This is a genomic window from Brevibacterium aurantiacum, assembly GCF_007558825.1.
Classification (GTDB): Bacteria; Actinomycetota; Actinomycetes; order Actinomycetales; family Brevibacteriaceae; genus Brevibacterium; species Brevibacterium aurantiacum_A.
The window spans coordinates 339,116-360,560 of record NZ_VLTK01000003.1 but is presented as its reverse complement, the minus strand read 5'-3'; the positions used below and the strand labels follow the sequence as shown (position 1 = coordinate 360,560).

Here is a 21,445-nt window from a genome sequence, read left to right as displayed (position 1 = left end):
AGAGAGCTTCGCTGTCGGCCGAGTTCGCGGCGAAGAGTTACCGGCGAAATGAGTGAAGGGGCCGGCGAACATGAGTTCGCCGGCCCCTTCACTGCTGCTTGGTGCCCTGTGGCAGTCCGGTGACTGCCTGGGGTAAGTACCGGATGTGGGACTCGAACCCACACGTCTCTCGACAATGCATTTTGAGTGCACCGCGTCTACCAATTCCGCCAATCCGGCTTGGTCGTGGAGCGAATCCGCGACAGGGTTGAGTTTACGACAGCTTCTCGGTGATTGCACAATCGGCGGCGGTGGTGACCATCACACGGGTGGTTACCATCACAGAAGAAACTTGGACACCGACGTCGGTGCGCGCGTGGGCCTGGTTTAGACTGGTGCCGTGCTTTCAAACAGCGAACAACCAACTTCAGATGAGTCCGTGCCGGTTCGCCGCGTCGTAGTGGCGGAAGACGAGGCCGTGATTCGTCTCGATATCGTCGAGATGCTGCGCGAGGTCGGATACGACGTCGTCGGCGAAGCCGCAGACGGCGAATCCGCAATCCGCCTGGCCGAAGAGCTGCGCCCCGATCTCGTCGTGATGGACATCAAGATGCCCATCCTCGACGGAATCTCCGCAGCAGAGAGGATCGCCAAGGCGCGCATCGCTCCGGTGGTCCTGCTGACGGCCTTTTCGCAGAAGGAGCTCGTCGAGCGAGCTCGTGATGCGGGAGCAATGGCCTACGTGGTCAAGCCCTTCACCGCTGCGGACCTCATTCCGGCCCTCGAGATCGCCTTGTCGCGTCATGCAGAGATCAGCTCACTAGAGAGCGAGATCTCCGATCTGACCGAACGCTTCGAAACCCGCAAGGTCGTCGAACGCGCGAAGAGCCTGCTCCAGACCTCGATGGGTCTGAGTGAGCCCGAGGCCTTCCGTTGGATCCAGAAGACTTCGATGGATCGTCGCCTGACCATGCGTGAGGTCGCGGACACCGTTCTCAAACAGATCGGCTCCGACAAGTAGCCAGCATCCGTCCCAACACACACTGAGGCCGGCGAATCCGAAGAGGATTCGCCGGCCTCCTTCGTGTGATGCAGTCACTGCCCTGCACATCACATCGCCGGCAGATCGCACTGGCTTGGAGATCGCACTGGCTTGCAGATCTCACCGGCCTGCAGATCATTTGGGTTCGGTTTTGAGGATCATGTTCGTGATTCGCACGATGGAGAGGAGCCGGCCGGCGGCATCTGTCATCTTCACCTCGTGGGACACGATCGTGCGTCCCCGGTGGAGCACCTCGGCGCGGCCGGTCACTGTGCCGTCCCTCGCCGCACGCAGATGTGTGGCATTGAGGTCGACGCCGACGACGTTCTTCCCTCCGGAGATGAGGAACGAATGCATCGAGGCCAGGGATTCGGCGAGCACGACATGGCCGCCGCCGTGGAAGAGGCCCATGGGCTGAGTGTTGCCCGCTACCGGTGCGGTGCCCGTGACGTGGTCGTGAGTCAGCTCTGTGAACTCGATCCCCATCTTCGCCGCCAGATCACCGACTGCGTCGGGGGCGTTGAGCTGGCCAAGCAGCTGCCGGCACTGCTCTTCGGTGGTCTCCGCAGTCAATGATGCGTCCGGTGTGAACATCGTTCTCCTTCATGTCAGTTTTGAACGATAGGCTATGCCATGTGACTCAAGTAAACGAATCCCTCCTGCTCATCGATGGACACTCTCTGGCCTACCGGGCATTCCATGCCCTGCCGGTGGAGAACTTCGCCACCAGCACCGGCCAGTCGACGAACGCCATCTACGGTTTCATTTCGATGCTCATCAATGTTCTCAGGGACGAGTCGCCCAGCCATGTGGCCGTGGCCTTCGACCTGGGACGTCAGACGTTCCGTCTCGAAGAGTATCCGGAGTACAAGGCTGGCCGTGCCAAGACACCACCGGAGTTCCACCCTCAGATCGACCTGATCAAGGACATCGTCATCGCGATGGGGATCACTGTGGTGACCAAAGAGGGCTTCGAGGCCGACGATGCGCTGGCGACCATGGCCCGCATGGGCACCGAGGCTGGAGCCAGCGTCGAGGTGATGACCGGAGACAAGGACTCGTTCCAGCTCTCCAATGAGTCTGTGACGATCCTCTACCCCAAACGCGGCGTCAGCGACCTCAATCGCATGACACCGACCGCGATCGAAGAGAAGTACGCGGTGACTCCCGCGAACTACCGCGGACTCGCTGCTCTGGTGGGGGAGAAGGCCGACAACCTTCCCGGAGTTCCCGGGGTCGGTGACAAGACTGCGGCGAAGTGGCTGACGTCTTATGGTGACCTGCCCGGAGTGCTCGCGAACGCGGAATCGATCAAGGGCAAGGTCGGTGAGAAGCTTCGCGATCACGTCTCTGAGGTCGAACGCAACTTCAGACTCAATCGCCTCCTCGACGATGTGGACCTGGACCTGACTTACGCCGACCTGAAATGGGGCGAGGGCGACCCGAGCGAACTTTCGAGCCTGTTCGACCAGCTGGAATTCCAGGCGCTCGGCAAACGACTGAGTGCGATCTTCGGTGAGGAAGCCGTACCAGAGGAAGCTGCCGGACCCGCCCGCGAAGTCTCCGTTGAGACTCTCGATGTTCCGGGCCTGCTTGAGAAGATAGCTGATTCCGATGTGCTCGCTCTTGACTCCGACGCGCGTTACGAACTCGGGCACGGCGATGTTCGAGTCCTCGCTGTTTCCGGCACGCCGGAGGAAGCCTGGGTCGTCGACCTCGCCGAGGCGGGGGAGGCAGCCGTTGCGAAGCTGAGTTCGGCGCTGCGGACGAAGACCCTGATTCTGCACAGTGCGAAGACGCAGATCAAGGCCTGGCGCTCACTGGGCCTCGAGGTCGATGACGTCGCAGGTGACACGGCTCTGGCCGCTTACCTCCTGGTGCCCGATCAGCGCAGCTACGAGCTGCCGCAGATTGCGCTCGAACGTGCGGGCATCGAACTGAGCGAGCCCGGAAGTGACAGCGGACAGCTGGCCCTCTCCCTCGACTCGGACCAGACCGCTCAGACACACGGATACAGGGCTGCCGCGCTGCTTGAAGTCCACGAGATTCTTGCACTGGCAATCGATGATGCGAACATGAGCCAGGTCTACCGCCACATCGAGCTGCCCCTGGTCCCGGTGCTGGCCACGATGGAGCTGGCAGGCATCGCAGTCGATGAAGCGGGTCTGTCCAGGCTCATCGATGAGTTCACCAAGCAGGCGGAGGAAAGCGCGAAGCTCGCCTATGAGGCGATCGGCCATGAGGTCAACCTCGGATCGCCCAAGCAGCTGCAGGCCGTGCTCTTCGACGAACTCGACATGCCCAAGACGAAACGTACGAAGACCGGATACACCACCGACGCCGAGGCGCTGGCGGAGCTGTTCATCAAAACCGAGCATCCGTTCCTGCAGCATCTGCTGGCCTACCGTGATTCGACGAAGCTCAAGCAGACCGTCGTGGGTCTGCTCAAGACCGTGGCTGAGGATGGTCGGATCCACACGACCTACCAGCAGACCGTCGCCGCGACAGGCCGACTGTCCTCGCTGGACCCGAATCTGCAGAACATTCCGGTCCGCACCGAATCAGGGCGGCGTATCCGTGAGATCTTCATCTCCGACCCAGAGATCGAAGACTCTCGGCTCCTGACAGCCGATTACTCGCAGATCGAAATGCGCATCATGGCTCATCTTTCCGGCGATGCCGCACTGATCCAGGCATTCAAGGACGGCGAGGATCTGCACTCCTATGTCGGTTCGAGGGTCTTCGGAGTCGGCATCGACGACGTGGACTCCGCAATGCGATCGAAGGTCAAGGCCATGTCCTACGGACTGGTCTATGGGCTCTCCGCCTATGGCCTGTCCCGACAGCTGGCGATCGGTGTGGACGAGGCGAAGAACCTCATGGAGCAGTATTTCGAGCGCTTCGGCGCGGTCAAGGACTACCTCGACGAGATCGTCGAACAGGCTCGAGCCAACGGCTACACGGAGACCATCATGGGTCGTAGGCGGTACCTGCCGGCCCTGCACAGCGACCGGCGGCAGCTGCGGGACATGGCCGAGCGCGCGGCCCTCAACGCCCCGATCCAGGGATCGGCCGCCGACATCATGAAGATTGCGATGCTCAAGGTCAGCGACCGCCTCGGCGACCTCAAGTCGACTGTCCTGCTCCAGGTCCATGACGAGATCATCGTCGACGTCCACCCAGATGAGGTCGAGTCCGTAACGTCGATTGTGACCGAGGAGATGGGATCGGCCTTCGAGCTGGACGTGCCCCTCGACGTCAACGTCGGCACCGGAGTCTCCTGGCACGACGCAGCTCACTGACGCGTAAGTGAACCGGACGCGGTACTGAACCTCACGCGGAAGTGGACCTCACGCGGAACTGAACCGGACGCGGAACTGAACCTCACGCGGAAGTGAACCGGAATTCATTGTGCGATTACGTTCGAGAATGCTGCTGTGGGCGACCGTAATCGCACAGTGAACGCAGGTTCAGTGCGAAGTGAGGTCCATGAAGAGGTGCTGTGCGTTGCAGTTCGCGGCGGAGACCCGGCGGGTGCGCAGTGGTGCGGGAGTCAGTCCTTATTGAGAGTGGTGGAGAAGATGACGGTGCCGGGCATGAGCGAACCGCGAAGGGGAGACCAGCCGCCCCAGGCGGTCTGGTTGGACTCCGGCCATTCCGGCTCTGTCACCGAATCGATCGTGAAGCCGGCTGTGACCAGCAGATTCACCCAATCGCCCATGGTCCGGTGGTGCTCGGCGTAGACCGGCTGCCCGTCCGCGGAGATCTCCACGTACGGCGTGCGGTCGAAGTATGAGTACTCGACGGTCAGTCCCGCTTCGCCGGGCACATCGGGAAACATCCAACGCAGCGGGTGGGTGGTGGAGAAGGCCCACCGTCCGCCCGGTCGAAGCACACGAGCGACCTCGGAGAAGACGACATCGGCGTCCTTCACGAAGGGCAGCGCACCGTAGGAGGAGAACCCGACATCGAAGCTGTTCGACGCGAACGGCAGCTGTCGGGCATCGGCGTGGAGGAATGTCGGGGGAGTGGCATCGTTGCTGAGCGGGTGTTCGCGCTGGAGCCTGGAGGCCTGCTCGAGCATGCCTGAGGACACGTCGACACCGGTCGCGATCGCCCCTTCCTCGGCCAGCCAGCGCGAGCACTGTCCGGCGCCGCAGCCGACCTCGAGGATCTGCCTGCGAGCGACATTGCCGAGCAGATTCACATCGGATTCGCGGATTCCCTCCGGGCACCAGATGAAATCCGTGTCGCCGAGCGCACTGCCGTGCTCGGCCAGGTAATCCTCGGCGGAATTGTCCCAATAGCCCCTATTGGCGCGGACTGACGCCTCTTCATCGATGGGCAGATAGCCGCCGCTGATGACCTCGGCCTGATAACTTCCGTCGCTCATCATTCCTCCGTGGCGATCGCCATGTTCTGTTTCCGACTTCGGCGTGCATTCACGCCATGGATGATGCTAGTATTGACAACCGTATGCGCGTATGCATACATGTCCAAAATCGTAATCGAGACCGGATCCAGTTCTCGGGCTGTTTCACAGCATCGCCTCAGAGTATCGGATCTGGACCATAATTCCATCGGAGTCCCAACCTATATGACCACCACCACGCCGGAATCGGTGCAGCCGAAGCAGGTCGCTGTCAACGACATCGGAACCGCTGAGGACTTTCTCGCCGCAGTCGACGAGACGATCAAGTACTTCAACGATGGCGACATCGTTGAGGGCACCGTCGTCAAGGTCGATCGCGACGAAGTGCTCGTCGACATCGGATACAAGACGGAAGGCGTCGTCCTTTCGCGAGAACTCTCCATCAAGCATGATGTCGATCCCGGCGAAGTTGTCGAGGTCGGGGACGAAATCGAAGCCCTCGTTCTTCAGAAGGAAGACAAAGAAGGCCGACTCATGTTGTCCAAGAAGCGTGCGCAGTACGAGCGCGCCTGGGGCGACATCGAAAAGATCAAGGAAGACGACGGTGTTGTCACCGGTACCGTCATCGAGGTTGTCAAGGGCGGCCTGATCGTGGACATCGGTCTGCGCGGCTTCCTGCCTGCTTCCCTCGTGGAGATGCGTCGTGTCCGCGATCTGGCTCCTTACATCGGCCAGCAGGTCGAGGCCAAGATCATCGAACTGGACAAGAACCGCAACAACGTCGTTCTGTCTCGTCGCGCATGGCTCGAGCAGACCCAGTCCGCGGTCCGCCACGACTTCCTGCAGACCCTCCAGAAGGGCCAGGTCCGTCCCGGCGTCGTGTCTTCGATCGTCAACTTCGGTGCATTCGTCGACCTCGGTGGTGTCGACGGACTCGTTCACGTCTCCGAACTGTCCTGGAAGCACATCGATCACCCAGGTGAGGTCGTCACCGTCGGTGACGAGGTCACCGTTGAGGTGCTCGACGTCGATATGGATCGCGAACGCGTCTCCCTGTCGCTCAAGGCGACTCAGGAAGACCCATGGCAGCACTTCGCTCGCACCCACGTCATCGGCCAGATCGTTCCCGGCAAGGTCACCAAGCTGGTTCCGTTCGGTGCGTTCGTGCGCGTCGAAGACGGCATCGAAGGCCTCGTCCACATCTCCGAACTCGCAGTTCGCCACGTGGACCTGCCGGAACAGGTCGTCTCCGTTGACGAGACCATCTACGTCAAGGTCATCGACATCGACCTCGAACGCCGCCGCATCTCGCTGTCGCTGAAGCAGGCGAACGAGGGCGTCGACCCCGAGGCCGACGAATTCCTCGACCCTGCCCTCTACGGCATGCCGCAGGAATACGACGAAGACGGCAACTACAAGTACCCAGAAGGCTTCGATCCCGAGACCAACGAGTGGATGGAAGGCTTCGATTCACAGCGCGAGGTCTGGGAGCAGCAGTACGCTGCCGCTCAGGAGCGTTGGGAAGAGCACAAGAAGCAGGTCGCCAAGGCCATCGCTGCGGATGCCGAAGCAGGCTCCGAAGAGGCCGGCAGCGCTCCTGCCGAAGCTGCACCAGCCACCGGATCGTTCTCCTCGGAAGAGGCAGGCGACGAAGGAACACTGGCCAGCGATGAAGCTCTCGCAGCTCTGCGTGAGAAGCTTGCAGGCAGCTGATAACAGCACTCACAAGGGCTCCCGGTCGATTGATCGGGAGCCCTTTGTGTATGCATCCACTCTGCGACAGCGAGCCCGACCATGGCTGTGGTACGCGCTGCTGCTCACTGTCGCCAGCATCTGCGTGTTCGGGCAGGTCGCCGCCGATCCCGGAGGGCAGGTGGCCGCCGGCAACGACGACTCGTCACTCTTCATCTGGTGGCTCGGGCATGCGGCAGACATCGTCGCCACCCAACTGGGCTTCGGCACCGACGGAACCCCATCGGGAACAGCGAACGGGTTTCTCTACACGGAGGCGATGAACACCCTCAACGGTGGTGTCAACGGTGCCTGGAACACGTCCCTGGCCGGACTGGCCCTGATTCTGACCCCCGTCACCTGGGCGGCCGGACCCATCGTCAGCTACAACCTGCTGATCATCTCCATCCCGGTCCTGGTCAGCCTCGCGACCGCGGCACTCTTCACGCATTTCCTGACCCGAATCCCCGCCTTCGTCGCAGCCGGCGGTGTTGGCTTCTCCAGCTACGTGATCGCCCAGACTTCAGGCCATCCCAACCTCGCATTCGCCGTGGCACCACCGCTGGTGGCACTCATCATCATCCGACTGCTGTTTCGCGCGCCCTCGTCTGTACTCTTCAACCGTGAGTTCTGGACGCTGAGCCTCGGCCTGGGAGCTGTCCTGGGATTCCAGTTCTACGTCTCCACCGAGGTCCTCGCCGGCACCTTCATCGCCGCGCTGTGTCTGCTGGCGGGCATCGCCGTCTTCGGACGGAAGGCCCGGACGCTGACCAGCTGGGTGCGGTTGGCGCTGGGGGGTGTGCTCGGCTCCGCACTTGCCCTGCTCATCGCACTGCCCCTCCTGCTCACGATGCGCGGACCGAACGCTCCCGACGGTGCGATCAGACCGCACGGAGTATGGAACACAGACCTGCTCGATCCCATCATTCCCGCAGGTCCGACCCTTCTCGGGTTCGGTTCATCGCCGATCCCGCGCGTGATGGACATCGATGCTGCTGAGCTCGGGGCCTACGTCGGAGTTCCCGCACTCATCGCCGCTGCCATCATCGTCATCTGCCTCGTCCGCAGCCCCAGGTATGCGACGATTCTGCGCATCGCCTCGACGACGGGACTCCTGGTCTTCGTCCTGTCACTGGGCTCACCGGTCCTCTTCAACGGGGCGGCCGTCTTCGAGACCGGTCCCTTCGCGCTCGTCGAAGCCATACCGGTGCTCAACAACATCCTTCCCATGCGCCTGGTCCTGCATTCGACGATTGCACTGTTCGCGATCCTCGGCTGCGGACTGCAATGGGCACTCGACCATATTCGGAGGCGCTTCGCCCAAGGTCTGCTGGGCCTGCTGGCGGTCGCCGCGGTCTGCGTGATTCCCGGCGTGCAGAACTCACGTGAGGTCTACGTGCCCGACTTCTACACCGATTCCATCGCCGAGGCGGTTCCCGCCGGAGCCGTCGTCAAGACCGTGCCCCGCCCCCTGGCCTGGGCCGAACCACATGCCGATGAAGCCATGGTGTGGCAGTCTGTGAGCGGTTTCCACTATCGGGAGACGGGCGGCTACTTCATCGGTTCGAGTCCCGATGCGGCAGTGACATATGTCGCACCCGAGGACGCTCTCGACGAGCTGCTGCACGAGACGGTGTACTCGGACGCACCCTTCCCTGATCCTGACAGCAGTGAGGTCAACGCTGCCGTCGATGAGCTGCGTGGCTCAGGAGTCGACTACGTGGTCATCGCCCCGGATGCTCCGCTCCTGCCCGGCGGGCCCGGAGAATACGAGGACTTCCTCGACGCCAGTCTCGGAAGACCTTCCTTCGCCGACGACGGGGTACTGGTCTACCCTCTGAATCGCTAGGCTGAGCTCATGCTGAAAATTGGTCTCACCGGTGGAATCGGTGCAGGGAAGTCAACCGTGTCCGAGATCCTCGCCGCACATGGTGCTGTGATCATCGATGCTGACAAGATCGCCCGGGAGGTCGTCGCGCCGGGCGAGCCCCTGCTCGAGGAGCTTGCCGAGAGATTCGGTGAGGATGTCATCGCCGACGGCGGCGGGCTCGACCGGGCGCAGCTGGCAGCAGCGGCATTCGTCGACGAGGAGTCGACCCTTGCGCTGAACGCACTCATGCATCCCGCGATCCGCGACCGCACCCTCGAGCACTTCGCCAGGCATTCCGACGCCGAGGTGGTCGTCCACGATGTGCCGCTGCTGGTCGAGAATGCGATGACCCCTGCCTATCACCTCAATCTCCTCGTCGACGTTCCGTCCGACCTCCGGCTGCAGCGTCTGATGAGTGCCCGCGGCATGGACCGCGCCGATGCCGAATCGCGTATCGCACGGCAAGCCGACGACGAAGATCGCTATGCAGTCTGCGACGTGATCATCGACAATGCCGGGTCGGTCAGCCAGACGCAGGCCCGAGTTGCGCGCCTCGTCGACGACCGCCTCCTGCCGTTCGCAGCCAATCTGGAAGCTCAGCGTCGTGCGGCCCGGGGGCCGGTCGAGCTCGTCGACGCGACCGATCATGACTGGCCGATGCAGGCGCAGCGGATCATCGCGAAGCTGCACCACGGCATCGGCACACAGTTCCGCATCGACCACATCGGTTCCACAGCAGTTCCCGGCCTGGCGGCCAAGGACGTCATCGATCTGCAGCTCCTCGTGCCCGATCTCGACACCGCACGTGCACTGTCTGCCACTCTGGCCGATCTGGGATATCCGGGCGATGACGCGGTCGACAACCTCGGCGAGGGGCAGTTTGAGTCCAAACGATTCCACGCGAACACGGACCCGGGGCGGGCTGTCAATCTTCATGTCCGAACCGAGGATTCCGTCGGTGCCGTCTTCGCACGGGAATTCGTCGAACTGATGCGCACGGACTCAGCTGAACGCGAGAGGTACGCACTGGTGAAGCGAACTCTGGCCGATGACCACGCCCGCGATGCGCATACCGCGGGATACGCGGACGCGAAGGAACCGTACTTCCTGACGATGCGCCGACGGCTCGTCCCAGCAAGCTTCGACTGAGCAGTTCACAGCGGAGTCTCGGTTCAACAATTCACTGTGTCATGGGCGAGGGTTAGTGTTGGACCATGAGCTCAGAACGTCCCCTGCCAGCCATCGGCCACAGGCCCGATGTCACGCGCACAGTCGCCCCGTTCGAAGTCGTCTCCGAATACTCTCCATCCGGCGATCAGCCCACCGCGATCACCGAGATCTCGGAGCGCCTCGACCAGGGAGAGCGGGACATCGTGCTGCTGGGCGCCACCGGTACAGGCAAGTCCGCGACCACAGCCTGGCTGATCGAACAGGTTCAGCGACCAACCCTGATCATGGCACCGAACAAGACTCTGGCCGCGCAGCTGGCCAATGAGTTCCGGCAGCTGCTGCCCAACAACGCGGTCGAATACTTCGTCTCCTACTACGACTACTATCAGCCCGAGGCCTACGTCCCGCAGACCGACACCTTCATCGAAAAGGATTCCTCGGTCAACGATGAGGTCGAACGACTGCGCCACTCCGCGACGAACTCTCTGCTGACGCGGCGAGATGTCGTCGTCGTCTCCACCGTGTCCTGCATCTACGGCCTGGGCACACCGGAGGAGTACGTCGATCGGATGGTGACCCTCAAACGGGGAGAACAGTGCGACCGCGACGAGCTCCTCAAACGCTTCGTATCGATGCAGTACGCACGCAACGACATGGCATTCACGCGTGGCACATTCCGCGTCCGAGGCGACACCGTCGAGATCATCCCGCAGTATGAGGAGCTCGCCCTGCGGATCGAGTTCTTCGGCGACGAGATCGAAACTCTCCAGACGCTGCATCCTCTGACAGGCGAGATCGTCCGGGAAGAGGAGACGATCCACGTCTTCCCCGCTTCGCACTACGTCGCCGGTGAAAATCGGATGGGGCGAGCCGTCAGCGAGATCGAGAACGAACTGCAGACGCGGTTGAGCGAGTTCGAATCGCAGAACAAACTCCTCGAGGCCCAACGCCTGAAGATGCGCACCACCTATGACCTCGAGATGATGGAGTCGATGGGGTTCACCTCAGGCATCGAGAACTACTCCCGGCACATCGACGGACGTCCCGCCGGCTCGGCACCGAACTGTCTGCTCGACTACTTCCCAGAGGACTTTCTCCTCGTCATCGACGAATCCCACGTCACGATCCCTCAGATCGGCGGCATGTACGAAGGCGACATGTCGCGCAAGCGCACGCTGGTCGAACACGGATTCCGACTCCCCAGCGCGATGGACAACAGGCCACTGAAGTTCGACGAGTTCCGTGAACGCATCGGACAGGCCGTGTATCTGTCGGCGACTCCGGGCAACTTCGAACTCGGAAATGCGAATGGATACGTCCAGCAGATCATCCGACCCACTGGTCTCGTCGACCCGGAGATCGTCGTCAAGCCGACAAAGGGACAGATCGACGACCTGCTCGACGAGATCAGAACTCGCGTCGACGCTCAGGAAAGAGTCCTGGTCACCACGCTGACGAAGAAGATGGCCGAGGATCTCACGGACTACCTCCTCGAACACGATGTGAGAGTGCAGTATCTCCACTCGGACGTCGACACCCTGCGCCGAGTCGAACTTCTGACAGAGCTCAGGGGCGGCGAGTTCGATGTCCTCGTCGGAATCAACCTTCTGCGTGAGGGCCTCGACCTGCCAGAAGTCTCCCTTGTGGCCATCCTCGATGCTGACAAGGAGGGCTTCCTGCGTTCGGCCACCTCCCTGATCCAGACGATTGGTCGCGCGGCTCGCAACATCAACGGCCAGGTTCATATGTACGCCGACACCATCACACGGTCCATGCGTGAGGCCATAGACGAGACAGACCGTCGACGCGAGATACAGGTTGCGCACAACAAGGAACACGGCATCGACCCCATGCCGCTGGTCAAGAAGATCGCCGACATCACCGAACGGCTGCAGCGAGAGGACGCGGACACGCGTGAGCTCCTCACCGAATTCGACTACGGCAAGGGCAAACGCGGGTACAACTCGACGCTCACCGACGAACAGCGTCAGGCAGCAGGCACGTCCGGTTCCCTGCGCCCACCGGCAGCCGATCTGACCGAGCTCATCGAGTCCCTGACCTCGCAGATGCATACGGCGGCAGCGGAGCTGCAGTTCGAGCTCGCTGCCCGTCTCAGGGATGAACTCTCGGATCTCAAGAAGGAACTGCGGCAGATGAAGCAGGCCGGGCACGCCTGATTCGACCCACGTGCTCAGGCACAAGCATCCGCACGACTATACTGGTGTGGCTGGCGAAAGGGAGTATCCCGTCCATCCGTGCTCGTCACCACGATCCCTCAGAGGGTCCGGGCACGGAGCGCACGCCGCCACTGTCACAGTGGTCATAGCGTGGGAGAGACTTTCGGCACGGATACATCACTGACACCTTTGAAAGGCATCCATGGATATCCTGTCCTCCACACTCGCAGCAGGCGGTCAAGCCGCGGCCGGGAGTGAGTCCGCCATCCCCGCGTGGTTTATGATCACCTCTGGCATCATCGTCGTTGCGATCCTCGTCTTCGACCTGCTTCTCGTGATCAAGCGGCCCCACACTCCGTCGATGAAGGAAGCGGGCATCTGGGTCGCCTTCTACGTCGGCCTCGCCATCATCTTCGCCGGCGCGCTCTTCGCCATCGGGGACTCAACACACGGCAGTGAGTTCCTCACCGGCTGGCTGCTCGAATATTCGCTGAGCATCGACAACCTGTTCGTGTTCATCATCATCATGGGCAGCTTCTCGGTTCCGCGGAAATATCAGCAGGAAGTCCTGATGGTGGGCATCATCATCGCCATCGTCTTCCGCGGCATCTTCATCCTGGCCGGTTCCGCGATCATCACCGCCTTCGTCGAGGTCTTCTTCATCTTCGGCATCTTCCTCCTCATCGTCGCCTTCCGTCAGGCATTCAGCAATGAGGACGAAGGCGACGGAGAGAACGGTCTCATCCGACTCCTGCGCAAACGGATCAACGTCGTCGACGAGTACCACGGCAACAGCCTGCGCGTGACGATCGAGGGCAAGAAGTACTGGACGCCCATGTTCATCGTCTTCATCGCGATCGGGTCCACAGACGTCATGTTCGCCCTCGACTCGATTCCGGCGATCTTCGGCGTCACACAGAATACGTTCCTCGTCTTCACCGCGAACGTCTTCGCGCTGATGGGTCTGCGCCAGCTCTACTTCCTGCTCGGAGGACTCGTTGACAAGCTCGTCTACCTCCATTACGGAATCGCGGCTATCCTCGCCTTCATCGGTGTGAAGCTCTTCATCCATGCGCTGCACGAATCGGACTGGGAGTTCCTGTCCTGGGGCAAAGCAATCCCCGAGGTGCCCACCTGGTTGTCGCTGAGCTTCATCGTCTTTGCCATGGTGGTGGCGACACTCGCCTCGTTGGCGAAGATGAAGAAGGACGGCATCCCCATTCGCAGCTCGAACTCCAGCTCCGCGGAGTCAGACGCCTCGCAGGACTGAGCGACCGTTCCTGCTGCCGCAGGTGCGACTGTGCGCGGGTGTCCTCCCGAACGGGGACACCCGCGCACGTGGGCCATGTGGCCCGAGGCTCAAGCCTCGAAGACTCAAGCCTTTGAGTTCAGGCTCAGTCTTGGGAGAACGGACCGAAGACTGGGGTCCACTCCCGAACAATCGTCTCGTCGATGACACCGATCGAAGCATAGGGATCGTTCGCCAGAAGGGCGTCGATTTCCTTGCGGTCGGCGGCCTGCAGCAATAGCAGACCTCCGGGAACCGGTTCATCGTCCAATGGGCCCGAGGCCAAAACGGTTCCGGCTTCGTACAGATCGGCCTGCCACGCACGGTGTGCAGGTCGCGACTCCATCCGGGCGTCGGTATCTGGTCCATAGACATAGTTGACAGCGAAAACCGGCATCTGAAACTCCTGAGGTTCGATCAATAGGATGGACATCAGTCTAAACGGAAAGGTCTGTGCATATTTGTGGTGCGATTGCAGGAGATCCCAGCGGAATTCGCTGATGAAGATGCAGTGTATGAGGCGTTCGGCCACTACTGCGAAGAGCTGGGAATCGAACCATATCCCGCCCAGGACGAAGCCATCCTCAACATTTTGGCCGGCGACAACACGATCGTGGCCACTCCCACAGGTTCGGGCAAGTCCCTCGTGGCACTGTTCGCCCTCTACCAATCATTCACCCGCGGGATCAGGGCGTACTACACAGCCCCGCTCAAGGCGCTGGTGAGCGAGAAGTTCTTCTCTCTCATCGACGCCTTCGGCGCGGAGAACGTCGGTATGATCACCGGCGATTCCACCGTCAATGGGGATGCGCCCGTGATCTGTGCGACGGCCGAGATCCTAGCGAACCAGGCTCTGCGCGAAGGCGGAATGGTCGACGCAGGCATGGTCGTGATGGACGAATTCCACTATGTCGCCGATCCCTCCCGCGGATGGGCTTGGCAGGTGCCCCTGCTCGAGATGCCACAGGCGCAGTTCGTTCTCATGTCGGCGACGCTGGGCGACACGAGTGAAATCTGTCGCACCATGGAAGAGACCACCGGCCGCGACAGCTCAGTCGTCACCTCGGCGACCCGACCGGTTCCGCTCGAGTACGAGTACTCCACCGAGACACTCTCTGACACATTGCGCTCCCTGGTGCGCAACGACAAAGCTCCCGTCTATGTCGTGTCCTACTCCCAGGCGGGCGCTATCGATCTGGCCACAGGTCTGCTGTCCGTCGATCTGGCGTCGAAGGAACAGAAGGCCGCGGTCGCAGCAGCCATCAAGGGGTTCACCTTCGCGAAGGGATTCGGACAGAGCCTGCGCAAGCTGCTCCTGCACGGCGTCGGTGTCCACCACGCGGGCATGCTGCCCAAATATCGCCGTCTGGTCGAACAGCTCGCACTCAAGGGTCTGCTGTTGGTCATCTCAGGCACCGACACGCTCGGCGTGGGCATCAACGTTCCCATCCGCTCTGTGCTGCTGACAGGACTGACGAAATTCGACGGCCGGAAGATGCGCAAACTCAGCGTCCGCGAATTCCAACAGCTGGCAGGCCGCGCGGGTCGCGCGGGGTTCGACACCCGCGGCTACGTCATCGCGCAGGCGCCCGAACATGTGATCGAGAACATGCGGGCAGAGGCCAAGGCAGCCAATGCGGACAAGAAAAAGAAGAAGGTCAAGAAGAAATCAGCCCCGGCCGGATTCGTCGGATGGTCGGAGGAGACCTACACCAAACTCATCGAATCCCAGGCCGAATCTCTGCGCTCGCGTATGAAGATCGACCATTCGACGATCCTCAACCTCGTCGCCCGCCCGAAGTCGGACGTGGCCACGATCAGCGCCTTCATCGACAAAACCCACGAAAGCCGGGAACGTCACCTCGACCTCAAACTCACAGCCTTGAGCATCGGTCGCTCTCTCATCGATGCCGGCCTCATCGAAGCGAAGGGAGACGAACTGGTCCCGACCACCGACCTGGGGCCCCAGTTCGCCCTCAACCAGCCTCTGGCGCCCTTCGTACTCGCCGGACTCGAACTGCTCGACCCGGAGTCAGAGACCTATGCCCTCGATGTTGTCTCGCTCGTCGAATCCACCACGCCGGTGCCGTTTCCCGTCCTCAAAGGCCAACTCGATCGGCTCAAGAAGGACACCTTGGCCGAACTCAAAGCAGACGGCCTCGAATACCCCGAACGCATGGCAATCCTTGACGAGATCGAAGGCCCGAAGCCTCTGGCAGATGTCCTCGATCCCGCCTTCGAACACTTCATCGAGGTGCACCCATGGCTGCGAGCGGGGAACTTCGAACCGAAATCGATCGTGCGCGACATGGTCGAACAGGCGATGGGCTTCACCCAGTTCGTCAGCTACTACAGTCTCACCAGGGTTGAGGGCAGCCTCCTTCGCTACCTCACCGACGTGTTCCGCGCGCTGACACACAATGTGCCCGCCGACGACAGGACGGACGAGCTCTCGACCATCATCGAATGGCTGGGGGAGACGATCGCCCGCACCGACTCGTCACTGCTCGACGAATGGCGCACCCTGCAGGGGCTGTCCCCGACGGACTTCGCCGACGAAGAGCTGCCCGACCTCGATCGCAAGTTCTCAGACAACGAGCGAGTCTTCACCGCCGAAGTGCGCAATGCCCTGTTCCACCGGGTGCTGTTGGCCGAGCGTGCCGACTACACGGAACTGGGCCGCCTCGACGCCGACAGCGGCTTCGACGCCACAGCCTGGGAGGACGCGATCGAAGACTTCTACGAGGAGTACGGCGACCTCCTCACCGATGGGAAGGCCAGAGGCAAGGAATATATCTCGATCGAACCTGGTTCACAGACGTGGACCGTCCGTCAGACCTTGGCCGATCCCGATGACAACAGGGACTGGGCCATCGACGCCGAGGTGGACGTGCCGGCAAGCGACGAAGCCGGAGACATCGTGCTCCGAATCCTCGCGGTCGGAGAGATCAGCGCCCGTCCCCATTCAAGCAATGTCAGTGCCGAGTAATACAGTGGTCAGGTGATGAAAACTAACAGCGGTGAGCAGTCGGCAGGCGTGTCACATCTCGACACTCTGTGGGTCAAGGGCGCACGCGCCCATAACCTCAAGAACGTGGAGGTCGCCCTGCCCCGCGACTCCATGATCGTCTTCACCGGTCTATCGGGGTCGGGGAAGTCATCGTTGGCCTTCGATACGATCTTCGCCGAGGGGCAGCGCCGTTACGTCGAGTCCCTGTCCTCCTACGCCCGAATGTTTTTGGGCCAGATGGACAAACCCGACGTCGATTTCATCGAGGGCCTGTCACCGGCGGTGTCGATCGACCAGAAGTCGACCTCCCGCAACCCTCGTTCCACGGTCGGCACCATCACCGAGGTTTATGACTTCCTGCGCCTGCTGTGGGCTCGAATCGGCGTGCCGCACTGCCCCGTGTGCGGTGAGATCATCACGAAGCAGACTCCACAGCAGATCGTGGACCAGCTGCTCGAACTCGAGGAGCGGACGAAGTTCCTCGTGCTGGCTCCCATCGTCCGCTCCCGCAAGGGCGAGTTCGTCGACCTCTTCACCGAGCTGCAGGCCAAGGGCTTCTCTCGCGCCATCGTCGACGGAGAGCAGATCAGCCTCAGCGAACCTCCCACCTTGGAGAAGCAGTACAAGCACACGATCTCCGTCGTCGTCGACCGCTTGGTGGCGAAGTCGGGTCTGCGACCTCGACTGACCGACTCAGTCGAGACTGCGCTGGGCCTGGCCGACGGTCGCATCGATGTCGAGCTGGTCGACGAAGGTGTGACCCGAACCTTCTCGGAGCACATGTCGTGCCCGAACGAACACCCGCTGGCGATCGACGAGATCGAACCCCGCACATTCTCGTTCAACTCGCCCTTCGGTGCCTGCCCCACCTGTGACGGCATCGGCACTCGGCTCCAGGTCGATGAGTCACTCGTCGTTCCCGATGAGGACCTCAGTCTCGGCGAGGGTTCGATCGCTCCCTGGGCCGGCGGAAAACAGGTGACGAAGTACTTCAACCGCCTCCTCAAAGGTCTTGGCGACGAACTCGGCTTCGATATGAAGACCGCATGGAAGGATCTGCGCACCTCCGACAAAACCGCGATCCTGACCGGCAAGGACTACAAGGTCCACGTCAAATACAAGAACCGGTTCGGACGCGAACGCACCTACTCCACCGGATTCGAAGGCGTCTACCAGTACATCCAGCGCAAGCATGAGGAAACAGAGTCGGAATGGTCGCGGGAACGCTACGAATCCTACATGCGCGAAATTCCCTGTGCGAGCTGCAACGGTGCCCGACTCAAACCGGAGATCCTCGCCGTCAAGGTCGGCGGAAAATCGATCGCCGAGGTCTCCGAGCTGGCCCTCGACGAATCCGCCGAGTTCCTCTCTCAGCTGGAACTGGACTCTCGTGATGCGGCAGTCGCGGCTCAGGTGATGAAGGAGATCAACGCACGCCTTGGCTTCCTCCTCGACGTCGGGCTCGACTACCTCAGCCTTGACCGGCCCGCTGGCTCGCTGTCCGGCGGTGAGGCCCAGCGCATCCGCTTGGCCACACAGATCGGCTCCGGCCTCGTCGGGGTCCTCTACGTCCTCGACGAGCCCTCGATCGGTCTCCACCAGCGCGACAACAGACGACTCATCGAGACTCTGAACAAGCTCAAGGAGCTCGGCAATACCCTCATCGTCGTCGAACACGACGAAGACACCATCTATTCGGCCGACTGGATCGTCGATATCGGTCCAGGTGCGGGCGAGCACGGGGGAGAGGTCATCTACTCGGGGCCCGTCGACGGTCTCAAAGCCGCAGACCGCTCCATCACCGGTGACTATCTCGCCGGACGCAGAGCAATCCAGGTCCCGACCACCCGCAGGCCCGTGGACAAAGACCGTGTCGTCACGGTTGAGAAGGCCGTCGAGAACAACCTCCGGGACGTCTCTGTCTCGTTTCCCCTCGGTGTGCTCACCGCCGTCACCGGTGTCTCCGGCTCAGGCAAGTCGACCCTCGTCAACGAGATCCTCTACACCCAGATGGCCAATGTCCTCAACGGTGCCTCTCGGGTACCCGGCCGACACAAGCGAGTCACCGGTCTGGACAACCTCGACAAGGTCGTCCACGTCGACCAGTCACCGATCGGCCGTACTCCACGGTCGAACCCGGCGACCTACACCGGGGTCTTCGACCGCATCCGGCGTCTGTTCGCAGAGACCGAATCGGCGAAGATCCGCGGCTACCAGCCGGGGCGGTTCTCCTTCAACGTCAAGGGAGGACGCTGCGAGAACTGCAGCGGCGACGGCACGATCAAGATCGAGATGAACTTCCTGCCCGACGTCTACGTCACCTGCGAGGTCTGCGGGGGAGCCCGCTACAACCGCGAGACGCTCGAAGTGACCTTCAAGGGCAAGTCCATCGCCGAGGTGCTCGAGATGCCTATCGAACAGGGTGCCGAGTTCTTCGCCGCGATCCCTGCCATCGCCCGACACCTCAACACCCTGGTGGAGGTGGGGCTGGGCTATGTTCGCCTCGGCCAGCCCGCAACCACTCTCTCCGGTGGTGAAGCCCAACGAGTCAAGCTCGCGGCGGAGCTCCAGAAGCGGTCCCGCGGTCGCACCGCCTACGTACTCGACGAACCGACCACCGGACTGCACTTCGAGGACATCTCGAAGCTGCTGCATGTACTGCAGGGGCTCGTGGAGAAGGGCAACACGGTCATCGTCATCGAACACAACCTCGATGTCATCGGCAACGCCGACCATGTCATCGACCTGGGCCCCGAGGGCGGACGAGGCGGTGGAAAGATCATCGCCCAGGGCACGCCGGAAGAGGTAGCGGTCAATAAGAAGAGTCATACCGGGCGATTCCTCAAAGCGATGCTCGATGGCTGATCCAGCGTCCTACCGCCCGGCCACGGGCAGCATTCCGACCTCGGCCGGGGTCTACAAATTCCGCGACCCCGACCGGCGCGTGATCTATGTCGGTAAGGCGAAGAATCTCCGCAATCGGTTGAACTCGTACTTCTCGAACCCCGCGCAGCTGCATCCCCGGACCTCGACGATGGTCCACACCGCTGCCTCAGTGGAATGGACCGTCGTCGACACTGAGGTCGAGGCGCTGCAGCTCGAGTGGACGTGGATCAACGAATTCAACCCGCGGTTCAACGTCATGTTCCGCGACGACAAGTCCTACCCGTACCTCGCGATCACGATGAATGACGAGGTGCCGCGGGCCTTCATCACCCGTGGCAAACGTCGTAAGGGCGTGAAGTACTTCGGACCCTTTGCCCAGGTGTGGGCGATCAAGGACACGTTGGACCTGCTGTTGCGGGCCTTTCCGATGCGCACCTGCACCGCCGGAGTGTACAGACGAGCCGAACGCAGCGGCCGTCCCTGCCTGTTGGGATACATCGACAAATGCGCCGCCCCTTGTGTGGGACAGATCAGCGTTGAGGGCCACAAGGACCTGGCCCGCAGTATCTCTGACTTCATGTCCGGCAACACGGGACGATTCATCAGCTACCGGCAGAAGGAGATGGCCTCGGCCGCCGAGGAACTCGACTACGAACGGGCCGCCCGCCTGCGGGATGAGATCACGGCGCTGCAGAAGGTGCTCGACAAGTCAGCTGTCGTGCTCTCCGTCAACGCAGACTGCGACGTGTTCGCACTCGTCACCGAGGAGCTCGAAGCTTCGGTACAGGTCTTCCACGTCCGCCAGGGACGCATTCGGGGACAGCGCGGCTGGATCATCGAACGCTCTGACGACCACAGTCCGGCCGAACTCACCACCGACTACCTGCGTCAGGCCTACACGGGTCTCGATGCGGATGCCATTCCCCGCGAGATCCTCGTCGACACGGTCCCTGCCGATATCGACTCGCTCGAGAGCTGGCTGAGTGAACAGCGTGGATCCAGAGTCACCGTGCGGGTCCCGGAACGCGGAGAGAAGAAGGCCGTTCTCGAGACCGTGGCGAAGAACGCGAAAGAGGCGCTGCTCCAGCACAAGCTCAAGCGTTCCTCCGACCTGACCACACGCAGCACGGCACTCAAAGAGATCCAGGAGTACCTGTCGCTGCCCGAAGCGCCTCTGCGCATCGAATGCATCGACATCTCACACACCCAAGGTTCCAATGTCGTGGCCTCACTCGTGGTGTTCGAAGACGGACTCGTGAAGAAGCGCGACTACCGTCACTTCGCAATTCACGGCGAGGCCGCAACCGATGATACGGCGTCGATGTATGACGTCGTCTCACGACGCTTCAGCCGTTACCTCGAACAGATGAGCTCCGATGAACCCGATGAACGGTTCGGGTACCGTCCCAGCCTGCTCGTCGTCGACGGTGCCGGTCCACAGGTCGCGGCGGCCACCAGGGCGCTGCACGATCTGGGCATCGTCGACATCTCGGTGGTCGGATTGGCCAAGCGACTCGAAGAGGTCTGGGTCCCAGACGATCCGTTTCCCGTCATCCTGCCCCGGAACTCAGAGGGACTGTTCCTCATGCAGCGCCTGCGCGATGAGGCTCACCGCTTCGCCATCAGTTACCACCGATCGAAGCGGGCCAAGGCGATGACCAGCTCCGTGCTCGATGACATCTCCGGACTGGGCGAGTCAAAGAGGACCGCGCTGCTGCGCCATTTCGGCTCCGTGAAGAAGGTGCGAGCGGCCAGCATCGAAGAACTGTGCGAGGTTCAGGGCATCGGCCGGGCTCTCGCGGAGAAGGTCGCGGCCGCCCTCGCTGATTGATCTCATGGTGCTCGGAGACCGACGGGTCGGCAGGGACTGCGCCCACTGGCGGACAACTGCTCTAGAGTAGTTCTGGACAGCTGTCTTCA

The 21,445-nt window shown here is 61.8% G+C and carries 13 protein-coding genes and 1 tRNA gene; 10 read left to right on the top strand and 4 right to left on the bottom strand.

Features of this window, described 5'->3' with window-relative positions; all coding sequences use genetic code 11:
- Nucleotides 1-137: 137 nt before the first annotated feature.
- A tRNA-Leu gene (locus FO013_RS06580) sits at nt 138-219 on the bottom strand.
- A gap of 160 nt (nt 220-379) precedes the next feature.
- Between FO013_RS06580 and FO013_RS06575 the strand changes: the two genes are divergently transcribed.
- The gene (locus FO013_RS06575) at nt 380-1,000 is read left to right on the top strand and encodes an ANTAR domain-containing response regulator (protein WP_374701013.1); all 621 of its coding nucleotides are present in this window, start codon (nt 380-382) and stop codon (nt 998-1,000) included.
- 156 nt (nt 1,001-1,156) lie between these two features.
- Here FO013_RS06575 and FO013_RS06570 read toward each other — a convergent pair whose 3' ends face one another.
- Nucleotides 1,157-1,615: a PaaI family thioesterase gene (locus FO013_RS06570; RefSeq protein WP_143921763.1), complete on the bottom strand. Its 459-nt coding sequence runs from the start codon at nt 1,613-1,615 to the stop codon at nt 1,157-1,159.
- A 41-nt stretch (nt 1,616-1,656) separates the two neighbouring features.
- Between FO013_RS06570 and polA the strand changes: the two genes are divergently transcribed.
- Nucleotides 1,657-4,323: a DNA polymerase I gene (polA, locus tag FO013_RS06565; protein WP_143921762.1), complete on the top strand. Its 2,667-nt coding sequence runs from the start codon at nt 1,657-1,659 to the stop codon at nt 4,321-4,323.
- Nucleotides 4,324-4,574: 251 nt separating this feature from the next.
- Here polA and FO013_RS06560 read toward each other — a convergent pair whose 3' ends face one another.
- Entirely contained in the window at nt 4,575-5,414 is an 840-nt protein-coding gene (locus FO013_RS06560; protein WP_143921761.1) for a class I SAM-dependent methyltransferase, read from the bottom strand.
- 204 nt (nt 5,415-5,618) lie between these two features.
- Here FO013_RS06560 and rpsA point away from each other — a divergent pair, with 204 nt between their 5' ends.
- The 5 genes from rpsA (at nt 5,619) to FO013_RS06535 (ending at nt 13,611) form a co-directional block, all read left to right on the top strand.
- Nucleotides 5,619-7,106, top strand: coding sequence for a 30S ribosomal protein S1 (gene rpsA / locus FO013_RS06555; protein WP_069600240.1), 1,488 nt, complete (start codon nt 5,619-5,621; stop codon nt 7,104-7,106).
- A 46-nt stretch (nt 7,107-7,152) separates the two neighbouring features.
- Nucleotides 7,153-8,973: a hypothetical protein gene (locus FO013_RS06550; protein WP_143921760.1), complete on the top strand. Its 1,821-nt coding sequence runs from the start codon at nt 7,153-7,155 to the stop codon at nt 8,971-8,973.
- A 9-nt stretch (nt 8,974-8,982) separates the two neighbouring features.
- Nucleotides 8,983-10,143: a dephospho-CoA kinase gene (gene coaE, locus FO013_RS06545; protein ID WP_143921759.1), complete on the top strand. Its 1,161-nt coding sequence runs from the start codon at nt 8,983-8,985 to the stop codon at nt 10,141-10,143.
- Nucleotides 10,144-10,208: 65 nt separating this feature from the next.
- Nucleotides 10,209-12,341 (top strand): excinuclease ABC subunit UvrB, encoded by a 2,133-nt coding sequence (gene uvrB / locus FO013_RS06540; protein WP_143921758.1) that lies wholly within the window; start codon nt 10,209-10,211, stop codon nt 12,339-12,341.
- 202 nt (nt 12,342-12,543) lie between these two features.
- Nucleotides 12,544-13,611: a TerC family protein gene (locus FO013_RS06535; RefSeq protein ID WP_143921757.1), complete on the top strand. Its 1,068-nt coding sequence runs from the start codon at nt 12,544-12,546 to the stop codon at nt 13,609-13,611.
- Nucleotides 13,612-13,735: 124 nt separating this feature from the next.
- Here the strand turns inward: FO013_RS06535 and FO013_RS06530 are convergent, their stop codons facing one another.
- Nucleotides 13,736-14,026, bottom strand: a complete 291-nt coding sequence (locus tag FO013_RS06530; protein ID WP_143921756.1) for a YciI family protein — start codon at nt 14,024-14,026, stop codon at nt 13,736-13,738.
- Between the two features lie 66 nt (nt 14,027-14,092).
- On the opposite strand from FO013_RS06530, the gene FO013_RS06525 reads away from it, so the two are divergent.
- Genes FO013_RS06525 through uvrC form a run of 3 tightly spaced genes read left to right on the top strand, consistent with a single transcriptional unit; the run spans nt 14,093 to nt 21,356 of the window.
- A complete protein-coding gene (locus FO013_RS06525) occupies nt 14,093-16,618 on the top strand; it encodes a DEAD/DEAH box helicase (protein ID WP_143921755.1) in 2,526 nt (841 codons plus the stop codon).
- Between the two features lie 15 nt (nt 16,619-16,633).
- Nucleotides 16,634-19,504, top strand: a complete 2,871-nt coding sequence (gene uvrA, locus FO013_RS06520) for an excinuclease ABC subunit UvrA (RefSeq protein WP_143921907.1) — start codon at nt 16,634-16,636, stop codon at nt 19,502-19,504.
- Nucleotides 19,497-21,356 (top strand): excinuclease ABC subunit UvrC, encoded by a 1,860-nt coding sequence (gene uvrC / locus FO013_RS06515; protein ID WP_143921754.1) that lies wholly within the window; start codon nt 19,497-19,499, stop codon nt 21,354-21,356. Before uvrA ends, uvrC begins: the two co-directional genes overlap by 8 nt.
- The last annotated feature ends 89 nt before the right edge of the window (nt 21,357-21,445 follow it).

Excerpts from the sequence above, each read along its gene's own strand:
- uvrB (WP_143921758.1), top strand. The coding sequence starts at position 10,209 with ATGAGCTCAGAACGTCCCCTGCCAGCCATCGGCCACAGGCCCGATGTC.
- FO013_RS06535 (WP_143921757.1), top strand. The coding sequence starts at position 12,544 with ATGGATATCCTGTCCTCCACACTCGCAGCAGGCGGTCAAGCCGCGGCC.
- uvrC (WP_143921754.1), top strand. The coding sequence starts at position 19,497 with ATGGCTGATCCAGCGTCCTACCGCCCGGCCACGGGCAGCATTCCGACC.
- uvrA (WP_143921907.1), top strand. The coding sequence starts at position 16,634 with ATGAAAACTAACAGCGGTGAGCAGTCGGCAGGCGTGTCACATCTCGAC.
- rpsA (WP_069600240.1), top strand. The coding sequence starts at position 5,619 with ATGACCACCACCACGCCGGAATCGGTGCAGCCGAAGCAGGTCGCTGTC.
- FO013_RS06570 (WP_143921763.1), bottom strand. The coding sequence starts at position 1,615 with ATGTTCACACCGGACGCATCATTGACTGCGGAGACCACCGAAGAGCAG.
- coaE (WP_143921759.1), top strand. The coding sequence starts at position 8,983 with ATGCTGAAAATTGGTCTCACCGGTGGAATCGGTGCAGGGAAGTCAACC.
- FO013_RS06560 (WP_143921761.1), bottom strand. The coding sequence starts at position 5,414 with ATGAGCGACGGAAGTTATCAGGCCGAGGTCATCAGCGGCGGCTATCTG.
- FO013_RS06530 (WP_143921756.1), bottom strand. The coding sequence starts at position 14,026 with ATGCCGGTTTTCGCTGTCAACTATGTCTATGGACCAGATACCGACGCC.